Source organism: Reinekea sp. G2M2-21 (assembly GCF_015687175.1).
GTDB lineage: Bacteria > Pseudomonadota > Gammaproteobacteria > Pseudomonadales > Natronospirillaceae > Reinekea.
This window is the reverse complement of the sequence record NZ_JADPQG010000002.1, coordinates 719,905-741,814: the sequence shown is the minus strand read 5'-3', so window position 1 is coordinate 741,814 and position 21,910 is coordinate 719,905. Positions and strand designations below refer to the sequence as shown.

Annotated in this window: 22 protein-coding genes; 17 read left to right on the top strand and 5 right to left on the bottom strand. The window is 46.5% G+C overall.

The annotated features are described in order from the left end of the window. Positions 1-218: 218 nt before the first annotated feature. The 14 genes from IYN85_RS11945 to IYN85_RS11880 all read left to right on the top strand — a co-directional run bounded on the left by IYN85_RS11945 (position 219) and on the right by IYN85_RS11880 (position 9,681). The gene (locus IYN85_RS11945; RefSeq protein WP_196159111.1) at positions 219-569 is read left to right on the top strand and encodes a hypothetical protein; all 351 of its coding nucleotides are present in this window, start codon (positions 219-221) and stop codon (positions 567-569) included. A gap of 116 nt (positions 570-685) precedes the next feature. Next, entirely contained in the window at positions 686-1,174 is a 489-nt protein-coding gene (locus IYN85_RS11940; RefSeq protein WP_196159110.1) for a JAB domain-containing protein, read from the top strand. 588 nt (positions 1,175-1,762) lie between these two features. Further along, complete coding sequence (locus tag IYN85_RS11935) at positions 1,763-2,107, top strand: hypothetical protein (RefSeq protein WP_196159109.1); 345 nt, start codon at positions 1,763-1,765, stop codon at positions 2,105-2,107. Between the two features lie 103 nt (positions 2,108-2,210). Next, the gene (locus IYN85_RS11930; RefSeq protein ID WP_196159108.1) at positions 2,211-2,597 is read left to right on the top strand and encodes a hypothetical protein; all 387 of its coding nucleotides are present in this window, start codon (positions 2,211-2,213) and stop codon (positions 2,595-2,597) included. A gap of 73 nt (positions 2,598-2,670) precedes the next feature. Beyond that, on the top strand, positions 2,671-3,060 hold the full coding sequence (locus IYN85_RS11925; protein ID WP_196159107.1) for a hypothetical protein: 390 nt from the start codon (positions 2,671-2,673) through the stop codon (positions 3,058-3,060). 70 nt (positions 3,061-3,130) lie between these two features. Further along, on the top strand, positions 3,131-3,469 hold the full coding sequence (locus IYN85_RS11920) for a hypothetical protein (protein ID WP_196159106.1): 339 nt from the start codon (positions 3,131-3,133) through the stop codon (positions 3,467-3,469). Positions 3,470-3,677: 208 nt separating this feature from the next. Then, positions 3,678-3,902, top strand: coding sequence for a hypothetical protein (locus IYN85_RS11915; protein ID WP_196159105.1), 225 nt, complete (start codon positions 3,678-3,680; stop codon positions 3,900-3,902). Between the two features lie 227 nt (positions 3,903-4,129). Next, on the top strand, positions 4,130-4,591 hold the full coding sequence (locus IYN85_RS11910) for a hypothetical protein (RefSeq protein ID WP_196159104.1): 462 nt from the start codon (positions 4,130-4,132) through the stop codon (positions 4,589-4,591). Positions 4,592-4,863: 272 nt separating this feature from the next. Further along, positions 4,864-5,577: a DIM/SIM/IMP family subclass B1 metallo-beta-lactamase gene (gene blaDIM, locus IYN85_RS11905; RefSeq protein ID WP_196159103.1), complete on the top strand. Its 714-nt coding sequence runs from the start codon at positions 4,864-4,866 to the stop codon at positions 5,575-5,577. Positions 5,578-6,299: 722 nt separating this feature from the next. Further along, positions 6,300-6,851: a GNAT family N-acetyltransferase gene (locus IYN85_RS11900; RefSeq protein ID WP_196159102.1), complete on the top strand. Its 552-nt coding sequence runs from the start codon at positions 6,300-6,302 to the stop codon at positions 6,849-6,851. Positions 6,852-7,054: 203 nt separating this feature from the next. Beyond that, positions 7,055-7,762, top strand: coding sequence for a tetratricopeptide repeat protein (locus IYN85_RS11895; RefSeq protein ID WP_196159101.1), 708 nt, complete (start codon positions 7,055-7,057; stop codon positions 7,760-7,762). A 62-nt stretch (positions 7,763-7,824) separates the two neighbouring features. After that, positions 7,825-8,352 (top strand): GNAT family N-acetyltransferase, encoded by a 528-nt coding sequence (locus IYN85_RS11890; RefSeq protein ID WP_196159100.1) that lies wholly within the window; start codon positions 7,825-7,827, stop codon positions 8,350-8,352. Between the two features lie 81 nt (positions 8,353-8,433). Then, the gene (locus IYN85_RS11885) at positions 8,434-8,847 is read left to right on the top strand and encodes a GNAT family N-acetyltransferase (protein ID WP_196159099.1); all 414 of its coding nucleotides are present in this window, start codon (positions 8,434-8,436) and stop codon (positions 8,845-8,847) included. A gap of 96 nt (positions 8,848-8,943) precedes the next feature. After that, positions 8,944-9,681, top strand: coding sequence for a hypothetical protein (locus IYN85_RS11880; RefSeq protein ID WP_196159098.1), 738 nt, complete (start codon positions 8,944-8,946; stop codon positions 9,679-9,681). Between the two features lie 118 nt (positions 9,682-9,799). Here the strand turns inward: IYN85_RS11880 and IYN85_RS11875 are convergent, their stop codons facing one another. Genes IYN85_RS11875 through IYN85_RS11865 form a run of 3 tightly spaced genes read right to left on the bottom strand, consistent with a single transcriptional unit; the run spans position 9,800 to position 12,920 of the window. Continuing rightward, on the bottom strand, positions 9,800-10,663 hold the full coding sequence (locus tag IYN85_RS11875) for a YicC/YloC family endoribonuclease (protein WP_196159097.1): 864 nt from the start codon (positions 10,661-10,663) through the stop codon (positions 9,800-9,802). A gap of 12 nt (positions 10,664-10,675) precedes the next feature. Continuing rightward, positions 10,676-11,392 (bottom strand): ribonuclease PH, encoded by a 717-nt coding sequence (gene rph / locus IYN85_RS11870; RefSeq protein ID WP_196159096.1) that lies wholly within the window; start codon positions 11,390-11,392, stop codon positions 10,676-10,678. Positions 11,393-11,444: 52 nt separating this feature from the next. Continuing rightward, entirely contained in the window at positions 11,445-12,920 is a 1,476-nt protein-coding gene (locus IYN85_RS11865) for a hypothetical protein (RefSeq protein ID WP_196159095.1), read from the bottom strand. A gap of 162 nt (positions 12,921-13,082) precedes the next feature. Between IYN85_RS11865 and IYN85_RS11860 the strand changes: the two genes are divergently transcribed. Beyond that, on the top strand, positions 13,083-15,128 hold the full coding sequence (locus tag IYN85_RS11860; RefSeq protein ID WP_196159094.1) for a M3 family metallopeptidase: 2,046 nt from the start codon (positions 13,083-13,085) through the stop codon (positions 15,126-15,128). Between the two features lie 87 nt (positions 15,129-15,215). Here IYN85_RS11860 and IYN85_RS11855 read toward each other — a convergent pair whose 3' ends face one another. Both IYN85_RS11855 and IYN85_RS11850 read right to left on the bottom strand, forming a co-directional pair. Next, positions 15,216-17,105 carry an Ig-like domain-containing protein gene (locus IYN85_RS11855; protein ID WP_196159093.1) on the bottom strand — a complete coding sequence of 630 codons (1,890 nt, stop codon included), beginning with the start codon at positions 17,103-17,105 and terminating at the stop codon, positions 15,216-15,218. A gap of 71 nt (positions 17,106-17,176) precedes the next feature. Further along, positions 17,177-19,567 carry an O-antigen ligase family protein gene (locus IYN85_RS11850; protein WP_196159092.1) on the bottom strand — a complete coding sequence of 797 codons (2,391 nt, stop codon included), beginning with the start codon at positions 19,565-19,567 and terminating at the stop codon, positions 17,177-17,179. Positions 19,568-19,683: 116 nt separating this feature from the next. On the opposite strand from IYN85_RS11850, the gene IYN85_RS11845 reads away from it, so the two are divergent. Next, on the top strand, positions 19,684-20,301 hold the full coding sequence (locus tag IYN85_RS11845) for a GyrI-like domain-containing protein (protein ID WP_196159091.1): 618 nt from the start codon (positions 19,684-19,686) through the stop codon (positions 20,299-20,301). Between the two features lie 340 nt (positions 20,302-20,641). Next, positions 20,642-21,895, top strand: a complete 1,254-nt coding sequence (locus tag IYN85_RS11840; RefSeq protein WP_196159090.1) for an AGE family epimerase/isomerase — start codon at positions 20,642-20,644, stop codon at positions 21,893-21,895. Positions 21,896-21,910 lie beyond the last annotated feature (15 nt).

Here is a 21,910-nt window from a genome sequence, read left to right as displayed (position 1 = left end):
TGAACAAACCAAATTTTTTAGACATCCATCACAATAACCTCACCTCACACAAAAAATAAATTGTGTTCAATCCTCACCCAGTGTTTTATACAGGTTGGCACTTCAGAAAAATTCAGGAGGCAAATAACGGAAAGAAAGTAGCGTAAAACTAAGCGCTACCCAAGAGTGTTGGAGCACTCAAGGGCAGCTAACCACAACCGATATTAAGGGTATCAATTATGGCTAAGCAGGATTCTAAGCTAGAGCACCGCTCGTTCCAAGAAAATTTCCACTCACAAGAAAAACTAAGCGCACAAAACAGCGACCTTCAACACCCCGTTGAAGTGAAAAAACCTTGTGAAACCGCTGTTAACACAACAGCAAACTCCACACTCGCCAACCGGCACCGAAACCCACAGATAGAAACCGGCCCCGCGTATTTACGCGCCCTGCACTGGTGGCGTTTTCGTATTGCCCTGGCGTTGTACACCGGAGCTTTTCCAAATTCGATGCGGCTTAAGCCGTGTTCGGTGACCTACGTGAGTTATCAGCAACTGTTAAAGCAGTACCGAAGTAAAAACAGGCGCTGAACTCACGCAGTAAAAAAAACACAGAACACATTGCTTAGCCGCACATCTTGCCTGCGCATGCAGGCAAGGTTTCTGATGCTTAAAAACAGAAAACGAATTTAAAAAGCGAGACCATCATGTACAAAAATATCACTAACATAGACGACGAACTGCTGTTCACCCACGCCCATCAACGTGAACTGGAAAAAACTAACCCCGTACTATTGGACAGCATCGCCCGTGCCGAGCTGTACATTGCCAACACCTTCATCCACTTAAAACACGAAGCCATTCACGCACTCATGCTCAGTACTCGCAGTGTATTATTAGAAAGCCGACCCATTCTCACCGGTAAATTTTCATTGAAAGAACTCACCACTAACTTACTCATCAGCCACATTATTCAAGCCAGCGCCACACGGCTTATCCTCATCCACCACAACCCCAAAGGAAACTTATCGATCAAAGACAAACACTTGCTGGAAGCTACAAGAATGAAAGACCGATTGCTGGAATACTCGATTTGGCTGGACGATTTCTTCCTCATCACCAAGGCCTATACTGAAAAGGGCAGTGGCTATAACCGAATGAACACCACCTCACTCGCAAGACTCGGCTTGGTATAATCTTCTTAGCAACGCGGAGAGCCGAAATAAAATAAGTCGGGCTTTAGCCCGACAATCCCATATCTTCCTCTTGCCATGAGCGCGAAGTATTCGAAGGGTAACTAAACACGTAGCCAGCCCCAAAAATTAGAACTCAGCAGAATCAGCAAACGGCTAAGCGCTATGTATTGCGACGCTCAACGAGAACGTCTCTCATCCGAAAGCTGTGTTCAATTCATCAGTTACAGCGAACCCAATGAGTAGCCCTAATTACCAATTCTCAAAAGTATTGCCATGTATCGGCAAAACATCGGAAAAACCGTAATAGTACCGCTGGGGCGGTAAAATCAAGGGGATATCAATATGGCGGGGAACAGCATCTTGCAAAACCCCTCATCATTAAAGGGCTACCGAGGTGGTACTATTTTTATTAGTAAAAGCGCAGCGGTTTTTTTCAACATAATCAAATTGACAAAGCATACTGAAGTGCGCAGTATGACTGGCCATGAAAGTGTTTTGGTTGCGAACATTTTTTTGCATATGCCGAAACTATAAAAAACCGCTGCAGCGGTAGAATAAGCTGTTAAGTATTTAAAGTGATGGATGCTTTTGAATAAAAACGACATAAAACTTCGCCTTCAATTAGTAAGGAAACATTGGAGCGATATAGCATTGATGGTTGTTTTTATTTCTCTGCTAACTTTATTTCCATTTGTTCATATGAATCTCGGGGATACTTACTTAACTACTGGTACTGTAGAGACATTGACCGGAGTTCCTTCAGATGAAGGTGATAAGCTGGTAATGTTAGTTCGCTTAGAAACCGATCAAGTCGTTCGGGTGCGCATTCGTCGTTCCACTAACTATAAGCAAGGTGAAATAGTTAGTTTGAAGGTTATAGAACCCAAATATTTTGGTACAAATAAGTATAAGTTTAATGGTTACGTAAACTAATACTTAACAAAACGCTGTAGCAATACAGCCCTAAAATCACCGCTACGCGGTGGGCTGTGGACTCGCTCACGCTCGCCGCTAAGATTTGCGTTAAATTAAGAATATGACTCGAATCCTAATCATCACATTTGCATTTTATCTTTCAGGTTGTGCATCTCAATATTTAAGCTCTTCGTATGGACTGGGAGTTGCAAGTCAGTATTCGCTCGAGGGCGAGTCAGAAACGGTTTGTACGAAACTAGCCACCATAGCGAATGAGTATGGGTTTGAAAGGCAAAACCCAAAAAAGGAAGAGACTTTCTGCTATTTCTCAGGAGATAAGCGATGCTATGAGGTTATTGGCGCTAGGCAAAAAGAAGAACGGCTAGTAATAGATTCCCAAAGCTTTAATTGTTTTAATGAAGAAAGATTCCAGCAGATTGATGAAGAAATCAAAAAGATGCTTGATGAGGACTACCCGGGCAATTATGAAGCAATTAGCACCTACTAATTTAGCAAGTGTGGGTTGTGGACTCGTACCTCACCACATCCACAAACGTTATGCATCATATGGAATTTCATGAATGTTGAAATTTAGAAAAGGATTTCAGGCGATAGTTGGTTCTTTCCTGTGGGTAACTGCGGCTTCGTTATTCTTTTTTAGAAACGGTAATATTTTGTCGTTTGCGGTACTTTGTATTGGCGGTATTCTTCTTGAGGTATCATCGCGAGATTTTAAAGAGACAGATGGAGTGCTGGGTCGGTTGTGGTATATGTTTTATTTTTTGGCATTTGCAGGCTTAGCTCAAGTTGCTTCCTCGCATCGCGGTTATATTCAAATAGTATCTGTCTTGTTCTCAAATCTCTTTTTGTATATAGGGTCTTCCGTCGCATCAATCGTATATGCTGTAATTCTTCTTAGAGAAGAAATGGCGAATGCCGGCGTAAATACCAGTAAGAATGCAAATGCATAAATAGTGATGTGCGGACACGTCATTTGCAGTTGGGTTCGTATATCACACTGTTATAACTGATGAGGGATGGATGGTTATTTTAACTTATGATGCGCCTAATGAGCTTGATTTCTTCGAGAAGGAATTTGGGCTGTCTAAGTATCATGATCACGACGAAGGAATTATTTCATATATTTATCTATATGAGAATGGAAAGAGCTTGATTCTTTCCCTTGAGCATTCTTCTGTAAATGTGAAAATAGTAGAGGCTGAGAAAACCATACTTTCATTGTCGCAAGAAGATATTGAACGCATTTGTTTTCAAGCATGGAACAGCGAGCAAGTAATTAGAGTTTACTTAAAAGGACTCCGCAATAACTTCTTGATTTACTATAAGCCGGATGCGCGGGTTATATTTGATGAGTCATAACAAGCGCTGAAGTTTGAATGGAGATGCCTGTTTAACGCTGCCGCAGGAGAAACCAAAAATACATCGAGAGCCACACAAAACTGCCAGCAAAAAAGCCTTCGTTTTGGTACCTAACTATAAACCAACAGGCAAGCAACAAAGTCACTAAGGTAGACAAAATTTTGGCATATTTAATTCTTCTTATGAACAACACGGTAACCGGGAACGGATGAAATACTATCGTATACACGAAAATGAGGTTGCCTGGGCGACAGGCAAGCCACGCGGAGTTTTTGTGGCAATCTGGAAACTACTAGAACAGGGTCTTTTCACGGAAGCAGAAAAAGAAACCTACTATAAAAACAAAGCGTATTTTGAACGAATCCTTCCAGTACCGCCATTCTACGATACCGGCAACCCAAATAAAGCGATAACCTGGTATAAAAATACCTAAGAAGGAAATGAAGTCGCCAGAAAAATGAGTTTCTATTTTGATATGGCTAACAAGTACGGTTTAACCCTCTATAAGACATCAGTATCAAAGGTACCTGGCGAAGTAGTATATGAAGATGACTTCCAGATAGCGGCAATTAATTCGAAACACGAAGGTGATGAGTTTACCGTTGAACGTTTTACTCTATAGCCATTTCTGTCATTCGACGGGAAAGATAGAACGATGCCATGTTAAATTTGACCAATATAGACAATAAAGTTCAGCTGGGGCTCTCAATCACCGGGTACGAATTCCCGGAACAGGCTGGCGATAACTGGCTCATGATTAAGGTGACCGTAGCACAAGCTGAGAAAGTATTCGAATCTGCAGACCCCGCCTTACAAACAACGGATTTGGTTGATTTACATGATTGGTTTGAGTGTCTTTCGAGTAATCGATTACCCCGGTATTCCCGCTTAACCTTTATTGAACCTTGCTTGGAATTTGAGTTTTTAGCCCATGAGGAATCAACGGTAAGAATCGCAATAAAATTAAAGCATGAGCTAAAGCCTGCGTTCAATCTAGAACAGTTCGGGCGAGCTAGCGAAAACTGGAGTATCGTATTCAACATCGGTAAAACCGAGTTTTCCGGAATACTGAAAAGTCTGTCTTTGGCAATCCAGTACTACCCGATTCGATATAAGATCTGATTAATCCCTCCCCTGACAACGCGTATCGCGAGCAACTGTCGGATGCAAAGGTTAGCATCCATCTGACTAAAAAGTAAATACCAAACACAAGCTGGTACTTTGCTGCCGTGTATCAATGTATGCATCTTAGAAATAAGTTGGAATTTCCAGGTCACGCCAAAGGTGTGAGTTAATGCAAGTCTGCCCTTGAGCGCACCACCACTTTTTAATGAATCCGTTTCAAGCACTCAATACGGGGTCACATGAGCCTGGGATTTAAGTCAGAGTTAATGATGAACAGAATATTAATTGCCCTATTTACTGTGTTGACCTTACCGGCACTGGCATTGGCCGACAAACAGTTAGAGATTACCCAGCTAGCCGAAAGTGTCTATTTACATACCTCGTATAAGCAGTTTGAGGGTTATGGGCTTGTCGATTCAAATGGATTAGTCGTTATCGATGATAACCAAGCTTACATTATTGATACTCCATGGTCAGAAGAAGCTACGGTGTCACTACTAACCTGGATTTCCGATCAAGGCTACACAGCTGCCGCCAGTGTTTCAACGCACTCTCATGACGACCGTACCGTAGGAATTGAACTACTGAATTCAAAATCCATCCCGACCTATACATCCGAATTAACGCATTCGCTTCTTGTACTGCAACAAAAACCCGTACCTACGCATACGTTCAAAGGTGACCACTACTCTTTAGGCAATGGGCTGATAGAACTGTTTTACCCTGGTGCAGGGCATACAGAAGACAATATTGTTGCCTGGTTACCGCAAAGCAAAATACTCTTTGGGGGTTGCATTATTAAAAGCCACGAAACGAAAAACCTGGGGTTCGTCGGAGATGCTTCTATTAAAGATTGGGCTCAGTCCATCGCTCGAATCAAGCAGAGGAATTACGTTATTGAAATCGTCGTTCCTGGTCACGGCGCCGTTGGTCATTCCGATCTTCTGGATCACACTATCAACCTAGTCGAATCGGCCAAGTAGAAACATTCAATGGCCAAGAAGACATTAAAATTTGGCATTTTTCTGATTGCTTTTACCATTCCAATCAGTTTTGCAATGTAAGGTTAGCAATTAACAGGTGGCATTAGGTAACACGACCATCACGCGTGTCGGTACTCCTTAGATTAGTGGTGGAATTCTAGTACCATAAGTGGCAGCAGGAGGTTATATTGATGAGAAGCGGAATGTCTATGGAACCCCTCCATTCCAGACCCAATTTTTTATATTCTAAGTACCGAAACTTCTGGCAGCCTAAGCATTGTCTTAATTTGTAAACCCCCGCAATTCCTGCTACCTCGTAAAAAGGCAAAGTTCAATTCCAAACGCTATTACGTTAAACGATATCCGCGACGACTTAGTTAAAATAGGATATTCACCCAACAGTATTTAGCATCTTAAATGATACTTCAAATCAAGATACGCCAACTCCAGATACTACAACGGCTCCTACCGACCTATCGCAGCCAATACTTCCAACTCCTTTGCTTTTCCTATTTATAAAAATAGACAAGTTAGATTCAAATAAGGAAAAATAAAATGAGTAGCCAGTGCTAACACTTCAAACAATGTTTTAAGAAACTTGAACACAATAATTTTGGATAGGACTAAAAATATCTGTATTTTCCTTGATCTGTTACGGTTGACGATAGCTACCCACTTCCTTAAATTCCGCTCACTCCATAGATACGTAGTACGAGTTTTAGATGATTGAAGTACTTTATAGATTAGCAAATGAAACCGATATGGAATCTGTTTACCGCTTGACCCATGATTCTTTTGTACAAGCGGGGCTCAGTAAAATTCAGAAAACGCGACAGTTAGTACATTTTCCAGAACTAGATGGCATTACCGAGACAAAGGTAATAGTTGCTGAAGTTGATAATAAAATTGTGGGAACTAACTCCATCACATTTGACAGTTCCGCTGGAGTGCACACAGACAAGTTCTTTCCGGAGGAAACTAAGTTAATTCGACAAGAAGGCAGGCGACTTGCATCGTCATGGCGCATCGCTGTTGAACCCGAATTTAGAAATCAACTCAAAGTATTGCGAGCCCTCCTAAAAGGAACAATAGAAGAAGCACTTAAAGCTGATATTGAAACTTGCCTTTTTACTTTCTATGAAAAACACGAAAGAATATATCAAAAGCTTATTAATGCCAAAAGCTTGTGTAGAAAAACTTACAGCAATGAATTCTACAGCGACAAAACTCAAGTGCTAATGAGGGTAGACAAGGAAAGTTTCCCTAAGTGGTAGCATTGCCACCGAAGACCCTATTCCGAGGCTTCTGTAACGGCCAATTATCTATTTATTGTTCCCAGACCTTGCTCCAGAAAGGTCTAGAAAGTGATAAAGTATGATCGCAAAGTTAGTCATTGTAGGTTTATCACGATCCCCAAAAACCTTACTACATCTAGTTTTCTTACATGGAAATACAAGCTAAAGAAGGAATGAATAGAATGATTCAGAAATGTTTAGTGTGCGCATTGCTGAGTTTAACGAGCTCAGTATGGGCCGATATCGAGCTGGGTATCGCTGCATATAATGAGGGGAATTACGCAACTGCGCTTGACGAGTTTCAGGAAGCTTCTGACTCGGGTGACCCTGTTGGCGACCACTTACTGGCGAGCCTTTACTACCAAGGTCATGGCGTAAAGAAAGACATAGCCAAGGCAGTGGAATTGTTCGAACGGGCCGCAAGCCAGGGATACCCTGCATCGCATGCCAACCTTGGGCTGATGTACCAAAACGGCGATGGTGTGCAAGCCGATTCAAAAAAGGCTCTTTTTCACTACAGTGAAGCAGCGAAAATGGGCGACTATCAGTCTTCTTTTCGCTTGGGCCAAATATACCGAAAGGGATGGCTCGACATAAAACCGTCGGCTGAGAAAGCTGTCGCTTTATATCGTATTGGAGCAGTCTATGGGCACGTCCCAAGTGTCAATGAGTTCGCTCTGATGTTTGCGCAAGGTATGGGCGTTCCGAACGATTTTGTCGAGTCGTATGCTTGGATGCAATATGCCGCGGCACACAAAGACCCTTCCGCAACCAAAAACTTAGCTCAATTGACTAAAATTTTGAAAGAGCAAGGCAACCTCGAAGCGGCAAAAGAAAGAGCAGTCAGTGTTAACGAACTCATTGCTGCCAATCTGGCAGAGGCATTCTGAACTTTGCGCACAGGTGCACTGCCACAACAGCTCAACACTAAAAAAACGTTTAAGGGTAACAGATGCAGCAGCTAACACTCACCACTGAACGTCTATTACTTCGGGCGTTCGAGTCCGCTGATGCTCATCAAGTTCAGCGGTTAGCGGGCAACGCAGATGTATCCTCTACCACGGCAAACATTCCGCATCCCTATCCAGATGGTTTGGCGGAAAAGTGGATTTCAACCCATGGTGAAAATTTCGCGAATCAGTCCAGAGTAACCTACGCAATTTGCTTAAAAGAAAATGGGGAGCTAATCGGCTGCATCAGTCTGATACACTTGAGTTCTGAGCATCCAGAACTTGGTTATTGGCTGGGTGTGGAACATTGGGGCCGTGGGTATTGCACAGAAGCCTGTAGAGAGATGATTAAATTTTGTATCGAGCGTTTCAGCTTAAAAGCTATCTATGGAAAGCATCTATCCCGTAACCCCGCTTCCGGACACGTTATGGAAAAATGTGGCTTAACCTACATTGGGTCGGATACCGGAAAAGATGGCTTCATGCTGGTTCCGGAAGAATTCAGAATCTATCGGATGCTTTGTGAATAAAAGACCTTTGCGGCATGTCTACTTCAACGAGGCTCTTGTCGTTCTTAAGAACTCAATCTGGAAATACACTGAAATACTGACATGAAAATAGCTCGTATACCTTGGGAACAAACCATCGACATCCGCCATGAAATGTTATGGCCTGACAAGCCGCGCACTTTTTGCCAGGTAGAGGGTGACGAACAGGCTGCGCACTACGGTTGTTTTGTTGATGAAATACTGGTTTGTGTGGCGTCTGTTTTTGTGAACGAAAATCAAGCACGTTTGCGGAAATTTGCAACACTCGAAAGCCACCAGAATCAAGGTATTGGCAGTGCGATGCTGAACCATATTCTCGAAGAGCTCTCGCAACAAACGGTGTCCTTGTTTTGGTTTGATGCCAGAGAATCTGCCCTTGGCTTCTATCGTAAATTTGGTTTCGAGCCGGAAGGCAATCGGTTCTTCAAGGGCGATATTCCCTACGTTAAAATGGCCAAACGTTTGGGGCTTGAGTGAACATCCCCAAACACTGGCAATTGGGTGTTGAATTTCTCGCTTGCTGCAACCTTTATCAGTTTTTAAAAGTCACCCTATCACTATGAAGGAATATAGATGAGAACTGTTTCAATACACCTGACAGCACTTTTAGCGTTTTTATTTTTGGCAGCACTCAGTGGTTGCTCCGTTGTAGATTCCAGCAATATCGCCACTGCTGACATTCATGCAAGGTATGAAGTAAGCACACAGGGCGATGGCTGGTCCACGGTAAAAGCTTGGCTCAGTGATGGCACAGGGCTTGATGCGCCCGATATTGACTTGGCGCCGTCGGATACGTTGACGGTTTATATCAATGGTATAGAGCGGACGCTTCGCAAAAAGCGACTCTTAGGTGTAATCCACTACGAAACGCCTATTAATTCCTCCAGAATTAACGCGCAGTTCGTCGTTGCCCTCATGCGAGAAGAACGGGTTAGCGCGCCCTCCTCTACGGTTATGTTGCCAGCACCTTACACGGCCAGTGTCGTAAATGCCGATCTGGTCGCGAATCAGAACCTGGACGTTTCCTGGTCGCCTGCCTTAGGCGATGGTTACACCATGGATGTTACATGGGAGCTTGCGTGCGGAAGCGAAACGGAATTCGGGTTTACGGTATCGGTAGAGGATGACGGCGACCATACCGTAAAAGTTTCAGACATGTTAACCCTGTTTGAGACAACGCCTTCGGGTGTTTGTGAGGGCTTCGTTACTCTGGAACGTCGACAATTTGGCGATGTTGACCCAAACCTTGACCGAGGCAGCAAAATAGAAAGCATTCAACACCGAACCGTGAATTTTACCGTGAGTAATTAAGATCCCGCCCCTGCTGGCAGTGGTGAAACATGGAGAAGAGTGAAAGGTAAAACGTAGAGTAAAAAGCTACGACAATCTCAAAAAACTGCCGTAGCTTCATTAACCTGAAAAAGTGCGATTATTCGATGTTCTGCACCTGCTCGCGCATTTGTTCAATCAACACTTTTAACTGAACTGCATTCCGGGTAATGCTTTCTTTAGTGGCCTTGCTACCCAAGGTATTGGCTTCTCGATTGAATTCCTGCATTAAGAAATCCAGCTTACGGCCAACCGCGCCTTTCTGTTTTAAAATGCTGTAGCATTCTTTTACGTGACCGTCGAGGCGGTCCAACTCTTCAGCAACGTCGGCTTTTTGAGCCAACAACACCACTTCCTGCTCTAAACGATCGGCGTCCAGGTCGACACCCAGATTCTTGGCTTTTTCACGCAGGTTGTCGCGGAACGTCTGTACCCATTCGGGGACCTCTTTGCGGATCTCGGCGACAATGGTAGTGATGTCATCCAAACGTTCTTTAATGGCCGCAGCCAGAACAGCGCCTTCGCGTTCACGCCCTGCCAGGAAGTCATCCAACGCGTCGTTATAAAGGTTGATTAGTTCCTTGTTGACCGCCTCCACATCCAGCTCGGCATCGATCAATACACCGGGGTATTGCAGCAATTCAACCGGGTTGATGGAAGAGGTGTTATCCACGGTGGCCTGAATTTTTTCCAACGCTTTGGTTACGGCATTTAAACGGGCTTGGTCGATGCCCAGGCTTTGCTCGCCATGCGCTAAATGGAACCGCACGTTAACTTCGAGCTTGCCGCGTTTCACTTTTTGTTTGAGCAATTCGCGCAGTTTCATTTCCGCCGGACGAACAGTCTCATGCAACCGAAAAGTAGGTTCCAGATACCGTTGATTCACCGATTTAATTTCAATCTGCAGCGTGCCGAAGTCGTAACTTTGTTCTTTACGCGCGAAGGCAGTCATGGAATAGGTCATGTGGGTTCCTTATCACACCGCTAATGCGTTGTTTTGAATCTCGAACAATTCTTTTGCGCCTTTCTCGGCTAACGCCAACATGGCCTGTAATTGGTCCGGCTGGAACGGTTCGCCTTCTGCGGTGCCTTGAATTTCAACAAAGCCACCGTTACCTGCCATCACCACATTCAAGTCGGTTTCGGCGGTGCTGTCTTCGGCGTAGTCTAAATCCAACACGGCGGTGTCATTCCAGATGCCCACGGACACGGCAGCCAGGTTGTGTTTGATCGGGTTCTTTTTCAGAACGCCATCGGCCAGCATTTGGTTAACGGCGTCGGCAAGGGCAACATACGCGCCAGTGATGGAAGCGGTTCGAGTACCCCCGTCGGCCTGGATCACGTCACAGTCAATGGTAATGGTGTTCTCACCGAGCAGTTCCATGTCGATACAAGCGCGCAGCGAGCGGCCAATCAACCGGCCAATTTCAACGGTACGACCAGATTGTTTACCTCGGGCAGCTTCACGACCGTTACGGGTACCTGTCGCGCGCGGCAACATGCCGTACTCGCCAGTAACCCAGCCTTTGCCCTGACCTTTCATGAAGCGGGGGACACCACTTTCCACACTGGCGGTACAGATCACTTTGGTATCGCCGAAGCTCACCAGCACCGAACCTTCCGCATGTTTGGTGAATTGACGAACAATGGAGATCTCGCGCAGTTGATCATTTTGACGGCCGCTTGGACGCATGGTGGCTCCTCGTTAAGGTAAAAGAAGCGCACGATTATATAGACCTACCCGCTTAATCACCACATTGGGGAACATTTGGGATCAAGACCCAACGGTAACTGTAACCCGGCAATGCACGCCACTGCGCTTTTGCCTGCCAGGGCAAGTTGTCTGGTGTGTGCCAATTAAGGGTTTCAGCCAGCTGGCGCTCAACAAAGGTAAAGCGGCTGTCCAATTGCAGTGAAGTAACGTCCATGAAGGTCAAGGACGCGACATTGGGTAGGTTGATTTTCACCGATTGCTTGCCGGCGTTGATCACCACCAGCGTCAGAGTGCCAGGCAACCGTGCGTGACAATGGGCGAAGGCATGCAGTGTATCGCGGGCACCCTGCACGGGCACGCCAACAGGACCCATGTTTTGCTGCCAGAGCACGCTGGCCCAGAAATCCGGGTTCGGCGAGTATTGTTGGTGATATCGCAACAGCGCATAGTCGCCCCCAACCAAACTCTGACGAATAATGGTTTCGTTGCCCGTTTTAGCGGCAATGCCCAGTTGTGTTAACCACCACAACGACGCACCAAAACGGTCGGTTAATTTGGCTTTGCCACCACACTGCGCCGGGCCGGTCTCACCCAGCCATTGCCTTGAGTCCGGTGAATATTGCGTTAACCAACGTTGAATAATGCGCGACCGCTTTTCAAATTCCGCCACGGTTTCGGTATCGAGCAGGCCTTCCCAATCGGCGCCTTCGGTTTTCACGCCACACCGGCTCGACTGAGTCGGGTAATAGTGCCAGGTAAAAATATCCGGCTTCGCACCGGCGGCCAAAAAGTCTTTTGACGAACCAAACACCTGCTTGAGCGGCTCACCAATTTCTGGCCAGAAGGCATTCGCCGGTCCTGCGAGCGGAATACTTCGCGGTTGAATCCATTGTCGGGCGTGCCGATATTCATCGGCCAACTGCGCGAACGGTATCTGATGAGCACGCCCAAATATCAACCAATAAGCGCCGGGTTCGTTGCCCCACTCCAGCGCGCCTGGGTAGTCCTGGGGCAACCAACTCAGGAGCCGTTGCAACTGGGCGGGCTGCCATTGATTATCAACACGCGTTAAAGGTCCGGCATTCGCAGTTATAAACGGTTTAGCACCAACGGCCTGCGCAAAACTCAGAAATTCCGTGATCTGTTCACGATTCAAATGGGGTCCAATCGGTTCGTCACCTGTCTCAGCCAGCCACAGTTTATCGGCTTCGGTGCCGCCAAGACGCAACCAGGCGGGTTGCAACACAGCCGTCCAAGCGAGCAGGTCGGAGTCGCTGAAATCCAATGGCCGTGGCGGTGAATCCGAGTTCGCCCACCATTCCCCTTCGGTGAGCATCGCAGCATCAATCGCAACACCCAGATAATCCGCACTGACGCGGTACGATGGCTCTCGCCAAATCAGTGTCACCTGTCGTGACTGTCCTTGCGACAATACTGCCACGCCGATCAGCCATCCCACAAAGAGCAACAAGACGCCCCAAATCAGTCGCCGCCGGTGCCAAGCCATAACCATCATCGTATTCACAGCAAAAGCAGGCTGTATAGCACACCGGTATGTCGAACAGATGACAGCACTAACTCGTTTCGCGGTTTGGTCAATTTGCCCCCGCTCCCTTGCAGACGCGAGCTTTGCCCTTATAGTTTTGAGTAACGAGAAAGGAACCCGATTATGAGTGAACAAAATTCCCTGTTACAGAATCACGAATTACCCGCATTTGACCAATTTTCACCAAGCGAAATAGAACCGGCCATTACACAGTTAATCGCAGACATCAAAGCGACTATTGATCAGGTACTGGCGAACCCTGCTGCCGCTACCTGGGAATCGGTAATTGCCCCAATCGAACAGAAAGAACGGTTACTCGATAACGCTTGGGCGGTTTTCGGCCATCTGAACGGCGTAAAAGACTCGCCAGAATTACGCGAAGCCTACGGCAAGGCGTTGGGTATGGTAACGGAGTTTTCCACTTGGGTGGGCCAGCATGAAGGGTTATTCAAAGCGTATCAGGCAATTCACGATCGCGACGACTTCAGCGAACTATCGCAACCTCAACAGGAAGCGGTTCGCAAAGCATTGCTCGATTTCCGCTTGAGCGGTATCGACCTACCGGAAGCGCAAAAAAAAGAATACGCCACCTTGGCAAACGAACTGGCGCAATTACAACAAAAGTTTTCGGAGCAGGTACTGGATGCAACCCAAAGTTGGAGCAAGCACATTACTGACGAAGCAGACTTAGCCGGCTTACCGGATTCCGCCAAGGCGACATTAGCTCAATACGCGAAACAAAAAGACAAAAGCGGCTGGTTGATTACGCTGGAAATGCCCTCCGTGATACCGGTGTTAACCTATGCCGATAACCGGGCGATTCGCGAAGAAGTCTACCGCGCCAATGTTTCCAAAGCCTCCGACCAAGGACCTGACGCCGGTAAATTCGATAACGGTCCAGTGATGACGCAGATCCTCGAAAAACGCCAACAGGTGGCTGAATTATTGGGCTATCGGAACCACGCGGAAGTATCACTGGCGACCAAAATGGCGGAATCGCCCGAAGACGTCATCGAGTTTCTGGATGAACTGGCCGACAAAGCCTACCCACAAGCAAAACAGGAATTTTCTGAACTGGCCGAGTTTGCCGCGACGGAACTGGGGTTGCCCGATCTGCAACCCTGGGATGTCAGCTATGCTTCCGAAAAATTAAAGCAAAAACGCTATAGCATTTCGCAGGAAGAACTACGTGCCTATTTCCCCGCACCAAAAGCCGTTGTCGGTTTATTTGAAACCGCAACTCGCCTGTTTAATGTGACCTTCGAACCCGCCGAAGGCTACGAAACCTATCACCCCGATGTTCAGCTGCACAACGTGTTTGAGAAAGGCAAACTCATCGCACGGTTCTACCTAGACCTGTACGCTCGCGAAGGCAAACGTGGCGGCGCGTGGATGGATGAATGCCGCACTCGGATGAAACTCGACGACGAGCAAACGCAGATTCCCGTCGCCTATCTGGCTTGTAACTTCACACCACCGATCGACGGCAAACCATCCTTGCTGACACATGATGAGCTGACCACCCTGTACCACGAATTCGGTCATGGTTTGCATCACATGCTCACCAAAATAGATGTAAAACCAGTCAGTGGCATCAATGGCGTCGCCTGGGATGCCGTCGAGCTGCCCAGCCAGTTTTTGGAAAACTGGTGTTGGCAGGAAGAAGCGCTGGCGTTTATTTCCGGCCATGTTGAAACAGGCAAACCCCTGCCAAAGGACCTGCTCGACAAATTGCTGGCGGCAAAAAATTTCCAGAGCGCGATGGCCAAAGTTCGTCAACTGGAATTTTCATTGTTCGACATGCATTTGCACATGAAGTCCGATGGTTTCGACACCAACAGCATTCAGCAGATTCTGAACTCAGTGCGCGAACAAGTCGCGGTGGTGCCCGCCATTGCCGAGAACAAATTCCAAAATGGATTCGGCCATATTTTCGGTGGTGGCTATGCGGCGGGTTATTACAGCTATAAATGGGCCGAAGTGCTCAGCGCAGATGCTTTCAGCCGCTTTGAAGAGGAAGGTATTTTCAACGAAACAACCGGCGCAGACTTCCGAAACATCATACTGGCCAATGGCGGCAGTAAGCCCGCGGCTGAACTGTTCAAAGAGTTCCGTGGACGTGAACCGAGTGTCGATGCTCTGCTAAGACATAACGGGATTCATGTCTGATTTGATAATAGTCTAATAAAAAACGGGGCAGATGCCCCGTTTTACAAATTCTTAAGTGTTAACTTACACCAATGGATTGATACCTATTTAAGGATTAATCAAACCAGTAGGGCTAATGTAGTCGTTGTACTCCGATATATTAAACAACACGGTATAGGCCCCATTATTAAAGTTTACGTTCCCTTTATCTGTCGCCAAAACAACGAATCCAAAGCGTTCATCGTATTTAATCGACTTTATCTTCAAGTCACTTGAATAGTCGTATAAATTAAATCGATCGGTTTCGTAACCACTGCTAAGCCTTACCATTTGTGTAGGCAGGTAACTGGTTGTCGACTCCCCACCAATGAGTACCTCATGCGTGGATTCATGACTGCCCATGACCCCATAAGCAACCCCAGTTGCATTCGCGAAAAAGTTGTAACTGGACGCTGGGTTAAACACTGTCGCACCTGCTCGACTCCAGTCACTGTATGCCACGTAGATATTTCCACTACTGTCGCGACCCAGATCATTGATCTGACCATTCGCCAAACCACCACCAGTTCGTGTTTTTGCGTTATTCAACGCACCGGACTCTTTGTCTAAGTGAAACAATACGGCGCCAGAGCCGGTCGAACTAATGTATTGATAGCTATCTGAAGAACCATCGTTACCGCCAGATTCCGACACAAATTTCCCGGCCGCGATGATGTCATCGTCTGTCAGCATAAATTGATTTACGGTGGTATATTCACCGCCAACAGGTTGTTCAACAACGGTTCGCTGAATTTCGTCTGTGTTTTGATCAATGACCTCGAACGCCAGTTCTTTATTGGTCAACCTTGAACGCCAATAACTGTCTGACGGGTCATTCTTGTACTGCTCATACTCAAAAGTCATCCGACTAACCAGTACCTGATCATCCGGCAACGCAACCACGCCATTGATAGATTCATTGCTATAGGGTTCAGATCCTATTCTTGGCACACCTGTGACCTGATAATCCCAAGTCACGTTGCCATTTGCATCCAGCTCAAATACGACACCGGTTCCCCAATTTTGCTTTCTGGCATTAACCAAAAAACCCTTGGGCGACAATGACAAAGCACTGGGGCTTAAATAGGAGGCATAAGTCTTATGCCAGGCCAACTCACCACTTTGATTGATTTTGGCAATATTCGCATTGTAGCTGTCACCCGAACCATCAGAGTAGTCGTCGGAGCCACTAGCCAAAACGATAAAATCGTCATCTGAAATCAGAAAATCGATGGGTTGATCATCTCGTTCCCAAGAGTAGCCATATTTTTTAATATCTAACGCAAAGGCAAACAGTCCCGTTGCGAACTGCGTTCTTTCTGTCCAAACGCCTCGCTCACCATCTGCATTTTTAGCTCGAATTCTGACCGTGTGTTTCGCTATTTCATCAAAGGTAACGGAAATTGAAGTCTCCTGTGTCTCAACAATACTGCCATCATCGATTTGGTACTCATAGGAACTTGCACTGGCCAGCGCGTTCCACGCGACCGTAACGTCAGCACTTTTAGGAAAGGTCTCACCTTGTACAGGCGAGGTGATTTGAAGGCTACCAGCGGCAGTATCATCAATCACAACCGAGACAACATCTGACCGCAGTACATTACCATCAACCATGTATGCCTTGGCTAACAAGGTCACTTTTTCCTGATCAGCCAGAAAGTAGGTGTCCAATGAAAATGTGTATGGGGCTTCGGTCAACGTACCGACAACAACTGTGCCGACTTGTAATGTGACTTTGTCGTATTCGACGCTATCGTCTACATCGACGATAACGTCGACAACACCGGATATGGTTTCATCATTACTGGGTTGGAGAATTTTGGGGTCTAAGGCGACTTTTTGTAGATTGTCCTCAGCACTGTCGATCCGGTCTCGATCTTCAGCAGTCAGGTTACAACCGGTTAATACTAATGACGTGGCGAGTGCAATTAATGCAGGCCATTGCGTTATTTTGTTCATTCGAGCTCCCTTGAACACTTTTTATACAACTGGTCTTTCAGCAAGCTGCTGACTATACCCAATTTGATCCTCTACTCCAATTGATACAGATCCAATATCCCGTTAAATAAGTAATCTGGTGTTAAATCAGCGGAAATCATCAGTATAACGTCACGCACCGCGCGGAATTCTTCAAAATCAAACGAGACCGGTAACCTCTTCAAGTGCCCTGTTAAATCGGACTCCAGAGCGGTTATGCGGCGATTTAGGTCTGCTTTCTTCGCCTGATATTGCCGATAGTCTGCAATAAAGCCTCGTCCAGAGTAAACCGACAGAGACTCAAGCTCTTGATTAAATTGGTCAAGGTTCTTTGCCGTTGCCAACGCCATTCTGACCTGATTTCGTTGCTCCGGCTGCAGTAAATCTATACGTGTTCTACTGCTGATCAAGGCATTAGCGATTGCTTGTGTCAACCACAGTCGAACATCCGTTTGCTTAGGCTGGGTGATGAATTGAGCTCGATAATCCGTCATGAAGCTGGGCGACACCAATAACGTCTTTGAGGTGCCTGCACTCGATATGGCCAACATAGCCACCTCACTGTCCATCTGAGCCACTAACGGTTCACAATCTTTTAAAGCTGATCGACACAAACGGTAGCGAATTATATCGGCCAAATAGGCACTCGAATCTTCCATCTGCTCATTCTTCAAAGATAGAAAGTACAACACCTGCAAATTCTGGATGCTAAAACGGTTTCGATGATACGCCCGCAGCGCTTCATCTAACGCAGACTCATGTTGCCCTAGCTGCAAAAGGCTATGGGAAGTTTCTGCGTCAACATCACGAAAATGGGCCAGTTCCCGTCTCACACGATAGGCGAACGCCAACGCGGTAGCATAGTCTTTATTGTCTTGAGCAATATCGATGGCACGCTCTAAAAGATATGGATCCGAAACATTCTCATTCAAAGCTAACTCAACCATTTGCAACGGATCTGAGCCCGCAGAGGCGATCGCATTGGTCAAACTGAACTGCCCACGTGCAAAGGAATAAACCCAAACGATCGAAACTGAAAGCAGACCGATCAACACTATCCAGGTGAGGCGGTGGCAAAGAATAGTCGATAGGCTACGTAGCTTATTAGTCAAATAGCCGCGTGCCAGGAAAAAAAGACAGGCTAATAAAGTACTCGTAATTACTTTCACCACAACCATGCGCGGAGCTACCGAAAACAATCCTTGAATGTGAATAGCCAACAGCCCGCAGACAACGCCCAGCGTAAGCATTCGCCGAGTCATCGGTTCATATTTGTTTTTGATCACACACCAACCCAGGAGAAACGACGAAGCCCACAAAGCCAGGTAAGCTAAAAGACCGAGTAGCCCGCCCTCTTGCCATACCTCCAACAGGTCATTATGTGCGTGAACAAAACTATTGATGTGCATTAATTGGATGTCTGGATCGGCAAAGCTGAAGACCAAAGCATAAGAAGACCCCAAACCGTAACCCAGAATTGGGTGTTCGAAAATGGAGTTCAAAGCGGCCTTCCATATACTGAGTCTTGTTATCGAGGAGCTGTCGCTGCCAACAGCAAGTAAACGATCTGCAAATTCATTGTTTAGTGTCACCAGAAATACGATTAACACACCAATAACCAATGGGACAGCAGCAAATGCAGTGGAACTAATTTTCCCTCGCGTAATAAAAACACCTAGCATGCAGAAAACCAACATTGACAAGGCAGAGGCAATGAATCCAGCACGGGATCCCGTTAAGACCAGCGTCACCATGCTTAAAGAAAAAGCAACAGCAAATAAACTGAGTTGCAAAGAGAAGCGTTTTCCCCTATGAAGGAAACTAGTGAAAAACAGAGATAGCAAAACAGGTGACAATTGAATCAGAACACCGGCCAGGTAGTTCGGATTTCCAGCGGTGGCTGCGACTCGATGATCGAACCCGTTATATGGAATAATGCCACCGGTCCACTGGCGATCAAAAAAGTTAATGCCTAGCCTTATCAACGGCTGTACGCCTAAAACCTGTAATACTGAAACAACAAACAAATAAAGTGTCAAAACTGCGAACCAAAGACCTAAGGATTCAACTGATTTGTCGTTTTCGAATGAGTGAAGAATATAGAAAACCCACAATAGACTGCATAGATGCAATACGTATTCATGAGTCGAGAAGTAGCGGTAATGAGACCCATTTAACAAATACCCGGGGACAGTTGCGACAATCGTTAATGTGATAAGAACAAGGAGCAGATTTAGTTCATGCCGGATATTTCCGACATTGAGCTTTCGCATTCGGAACATCCAACACGCTGTTAATATCACGATTGCGACGAAAAACAGAACCAGATTAAGTGTGTTCGTTTTATAAAAGACGTGGTCACCAGAGAAGTTAATCGCAAATACAAAGAAACCAAAAACAGCCACTGGCATAAAACGCTGTTCATTGCGGGCAGTGTTCGTCACAGAAAAAGTACCTTCATAACCAATCGATGTACGGAAAAAGCAGATGCGAAATGATACCTGACATTCATTGACAGCCGAAGTGACTATTATTAAGGCAACCATGGAGACCGATTATTATGAAACACGAATGGAAGAAACACGAGAAAGCGCTCTATGCACCGAAAACCGAACCGGAAGTCATCGACATCCCGTCTCTGAGTTTTTTCTGTATTGATGGCGAGGGGCACCCTGAGTCAGATCAGTTCAGAAACTGTCTGGAAGCGCTCTACGCAGCCAGTTACGCGGTTCGCATGTCTCACAAAGGGCAGAATCCGTTGCCTGGCTATTTCGAGTACACGGTATATCCGCTGGAAGGCGTTTGGGACCTGATCGACCCCAACAAAGGACCACTCGACAAAAACAACTTCAAATACCGCCTGATGATCCGTCAACCGGATTTCCTCACAGAGGCCCGGGCTAGTGAATTCATTGAGGCGGCTGCAGTCAAAAAGAAAAACGACTTTATCCGCAACCTGTCGTTTACGACCATGACGGAGGGGCGTTGCGTTCAGATGCTGCATGTTGGTTCTTACGATGACGAACCCGCCAGTTTCAGTCGCATGGAAGCCTTCTGTACAGCTCAAGGCTTGCAGCGCAAAAGCAAAGTACACAGGGAAATCTATTTAAGCGACGCCCGCAAGGTAGCACCGGACAAACTCAACACCATTTTGCGCTTCCAAGCTCTCAAGTCGTGATTATCAGAGTCGGCCGACGCTCCGGTTGAGCCGGGGTTCGGCCGATGTGACCAGTAGATATCGCTGTTTTCCTAAATTTTTAGACTTCGGTCAAAAAAACCTCAGCTTGCAGTTGCATGGCGACTTGTAAATCCGTATTGTAACCGGTTACAGGAAACAACAAAAATAGAAACTCGTCTACTTTCAGCTATTTTGCCCGAAATTAAGCACATTTCGATGAAAATAGACCCATTTAGGTATTAATTGTCCCTGAAAGGCCCAGTCTGCAATGTATATGTGGACTTTTTTTGGAAAACAACCTGTAACCGATTACATAAACCAAACAAAAAGCGACTTCCCTGTGACAGAATTGAATTCCAATATCCCCTCGTTCTTAGCGCAGTACGCTGAAAATCAGGTCACTAAACAAATCTTACCTGTGTGGGTCAAACACGCCATGCGTCAGAAAGAAGGCGTCATGGGTGCTATGTCTGCCACAGGCCAGCCCGTTGTAACTGGCCCCAAAGGGGCAGTGATGAATGCCCGTGCTTTGTGGAGTTTCGCATTCGCTTACCGTCAAACCCGAAACCCCCGGTTGTTTTTGGCCGCAGCGCATTGTTATGAAGGTTTTATCGACCAGTTCGAAGACCGCGAATACGGTGGCATGTATTGGACCGTCGACAGCGCCGGGCGTCCACGTGATGACAGCAAAGCCCTGTTGGCGCAAACCTATGCCCTGTATGCCTTTGCTCAATATTATGCTGCCAGCGGAGACAGTACCGCTTTAATGCGGGCCAACCGCCTTGCACAGTTGATTGAAGTGCGGTACCAGCGATCGGATGGTACCTACGCCAGTGAATTCGCGCGTGATTTTTCCGCAAGCACCCCAGAGATCGAAAATGAAACAGACAGCTGTCATCAACTGCATGTATTGGAGGCCTTAACCCAGTTGTATCTGGTGCAACCAACAGACGCAATCAAGCAATCGCTGACGCATATTATCGATTTGTTTCTGGTGCGGATCTTCCCTGCTGAAAAACACCTGCCCATGCTGTTCGACCGGCAATGGCAAGTACTGAATCCTGCCCGTTCCTATGGGCACAACTTTGAAGCTCCTTGGCTGCTCAGCTTGGCGTGTCAGGCCATTCAGGATAAAGAGCGCGGACTTTGTGTGGATCATGAAATGAAACGTCTGGTGGACCTAACCCTGGAAGAAGGTCTGCACAGCGAAGGAGGCTTTTTGTACGGCCTTGATTCTGCCGGACAACCCACCGGCACATTAACCTGGTGGGGTCAGGCGGAAGCCAGCAACGCACTGCAACACGTTTATCGCTTTACTCAAGATGAACGTTATCTCAATGCGCTGTCCCAACTGTGGCAGGACATAAAAACGCATTGGGTCGACACCGAAAATGACGAATGGTTTACCGATCTCGATTTACATCTGCGACCAACCGGTAATCTCAATAAGGCCGATTTATGGCGCTGCGTTTACCACAGTACCCGCGCCTGCTTTGCGTTGTCCCGTGGGGAAGACGCGTTACTGACACCCATTAAAAACAATGAAACCGACGCGTTCACGGCTGCCGTTGCACCGTCACTGATCGGCTTCTAATAAAAGCACTAAAGG

Coding starts and splice junctions, on each gene's coding strand:
- IYN85_RS11945 (WP_196159111.1), top strand. CDS start 219: ATGGCTAAGCAGGATTCTAAGCTAGAGCACCGCTCGTTCCAAGAAAAT.
- IYN85_RS11940 (WP_196159110.1), top strand. CDS start 686: ATGTACAAAAATATCACTAACATAGACGACGAACTGCTGTTCACCCAC.
- IYN85_RS11930 (WP_196159108.1), top strand. CDS start 2,211: ATGACTCGAATCCTAATCATCACATTTGCATTTTATCTTTCAGGTTGT.
- IYN85_RS11925 (WP_196159107.1), top strand. CDS start 2,671: ATGTTGAAATTTAGAAAAGGATTTCAGGCGATAGTTGGTTCTTTCCTG.
- IYN85_RS11920 (WP_196159106.1), top strand. CDS start 3,131: ATGGTTATTTTAACTTATGATGCGCCTAATGAGCTTGATTTCTTCGAG.
- IYN85_RS11915 (WP_196159105.1), top strand. CDS start 3,678: ATGAAATACTATCGTATACACGAAAATGAGGTTGCCTGGGCGACAGGC.
- IYN85_RS11910 (WP_196159104.1), top strand. CDS start 4,130: ATGTTAAATTTGACCAATATAGACAATAAAGTTCAGCTGGGGCTCTCA.
- blaDIM (WP_196159103.1), top strand. CDS start 4,864: ATGAACAGAATATTAATTGCCCTATTTACTGTGTTGACCTTACCGGCA.
- IYN85_RS11900 (WP_196159102.1), top strand. CDS start 6,300: ATGATTGAAGTACTTTATAGATTAGCAAATGAAACCGATATGGAATCT.
- IYN85_RS11895 (WP_196159101.1), top strand. CDS start 7,055: ATGATTCAGAAATGTTTAGTGTGCGCATTGCTGAGTTTAACGAGCTCA.
- IYN85_RS11890 (WP_196159100.1), top strand. CDS start 7,825: ATGCAGCAGCTAACACTCACCACTGAACGTCTATTACTTCGGGCGTTC.
- IYN85_RS11885 (WP_196159099.1), top strand. CDS start 8,434: ATGAAAATAGCTCGTATACCTTGGGAACAAACCATCGACATCCGCCAT.
- IYN85_RS11880 (WP_196159098.1), top strand. CDS start 8,944: ATGAGAACTGTTTCAATACACCTGACAGCACTTTTAGCGTTTTTATTT.
- IYN85_RS11875 (WP_196159097.1), bottom strand. CDS start 10,663: ATGACCTATTCCATGACTGCCTTCGCGCGTAAAGAACAAAGTTACGAC.
- rph (WP_196159096.1), bottom strand. CDS start 11,392: ATGCGTCCAAGCGGCCGTCAAAATGATCAACTGCGCGAGATCTCCATT.
- IYN85_RS11865 (WP_196159095.1), bottom strand. CDS start 12,920: ATGGCTTGGCACCGGCGGCGACTGATTTGGGGCGTCTTGTTGCTCTTT.
- IYN85_RS11860 (WP_196159094.1), top strand. CDS start 13,083: ATGAGTGAACAAAATTCCCTGTTACAGAATCACGAATTACCCGCATTT.
- IYN85_RS11855 (WP_196159093.1), bottom strand. CDS start 17,105: ATGAACAAAATAACGCAATGGCCTGCATTAATTGCACTCGCCACGTCA.
- IYN85_RS11845 (WP_196159091.1), top strand. CDS start 19,684: ATGAAACACGAATGGAAGAAACACGAGAAAGCGCTCTATGCACCGAAA.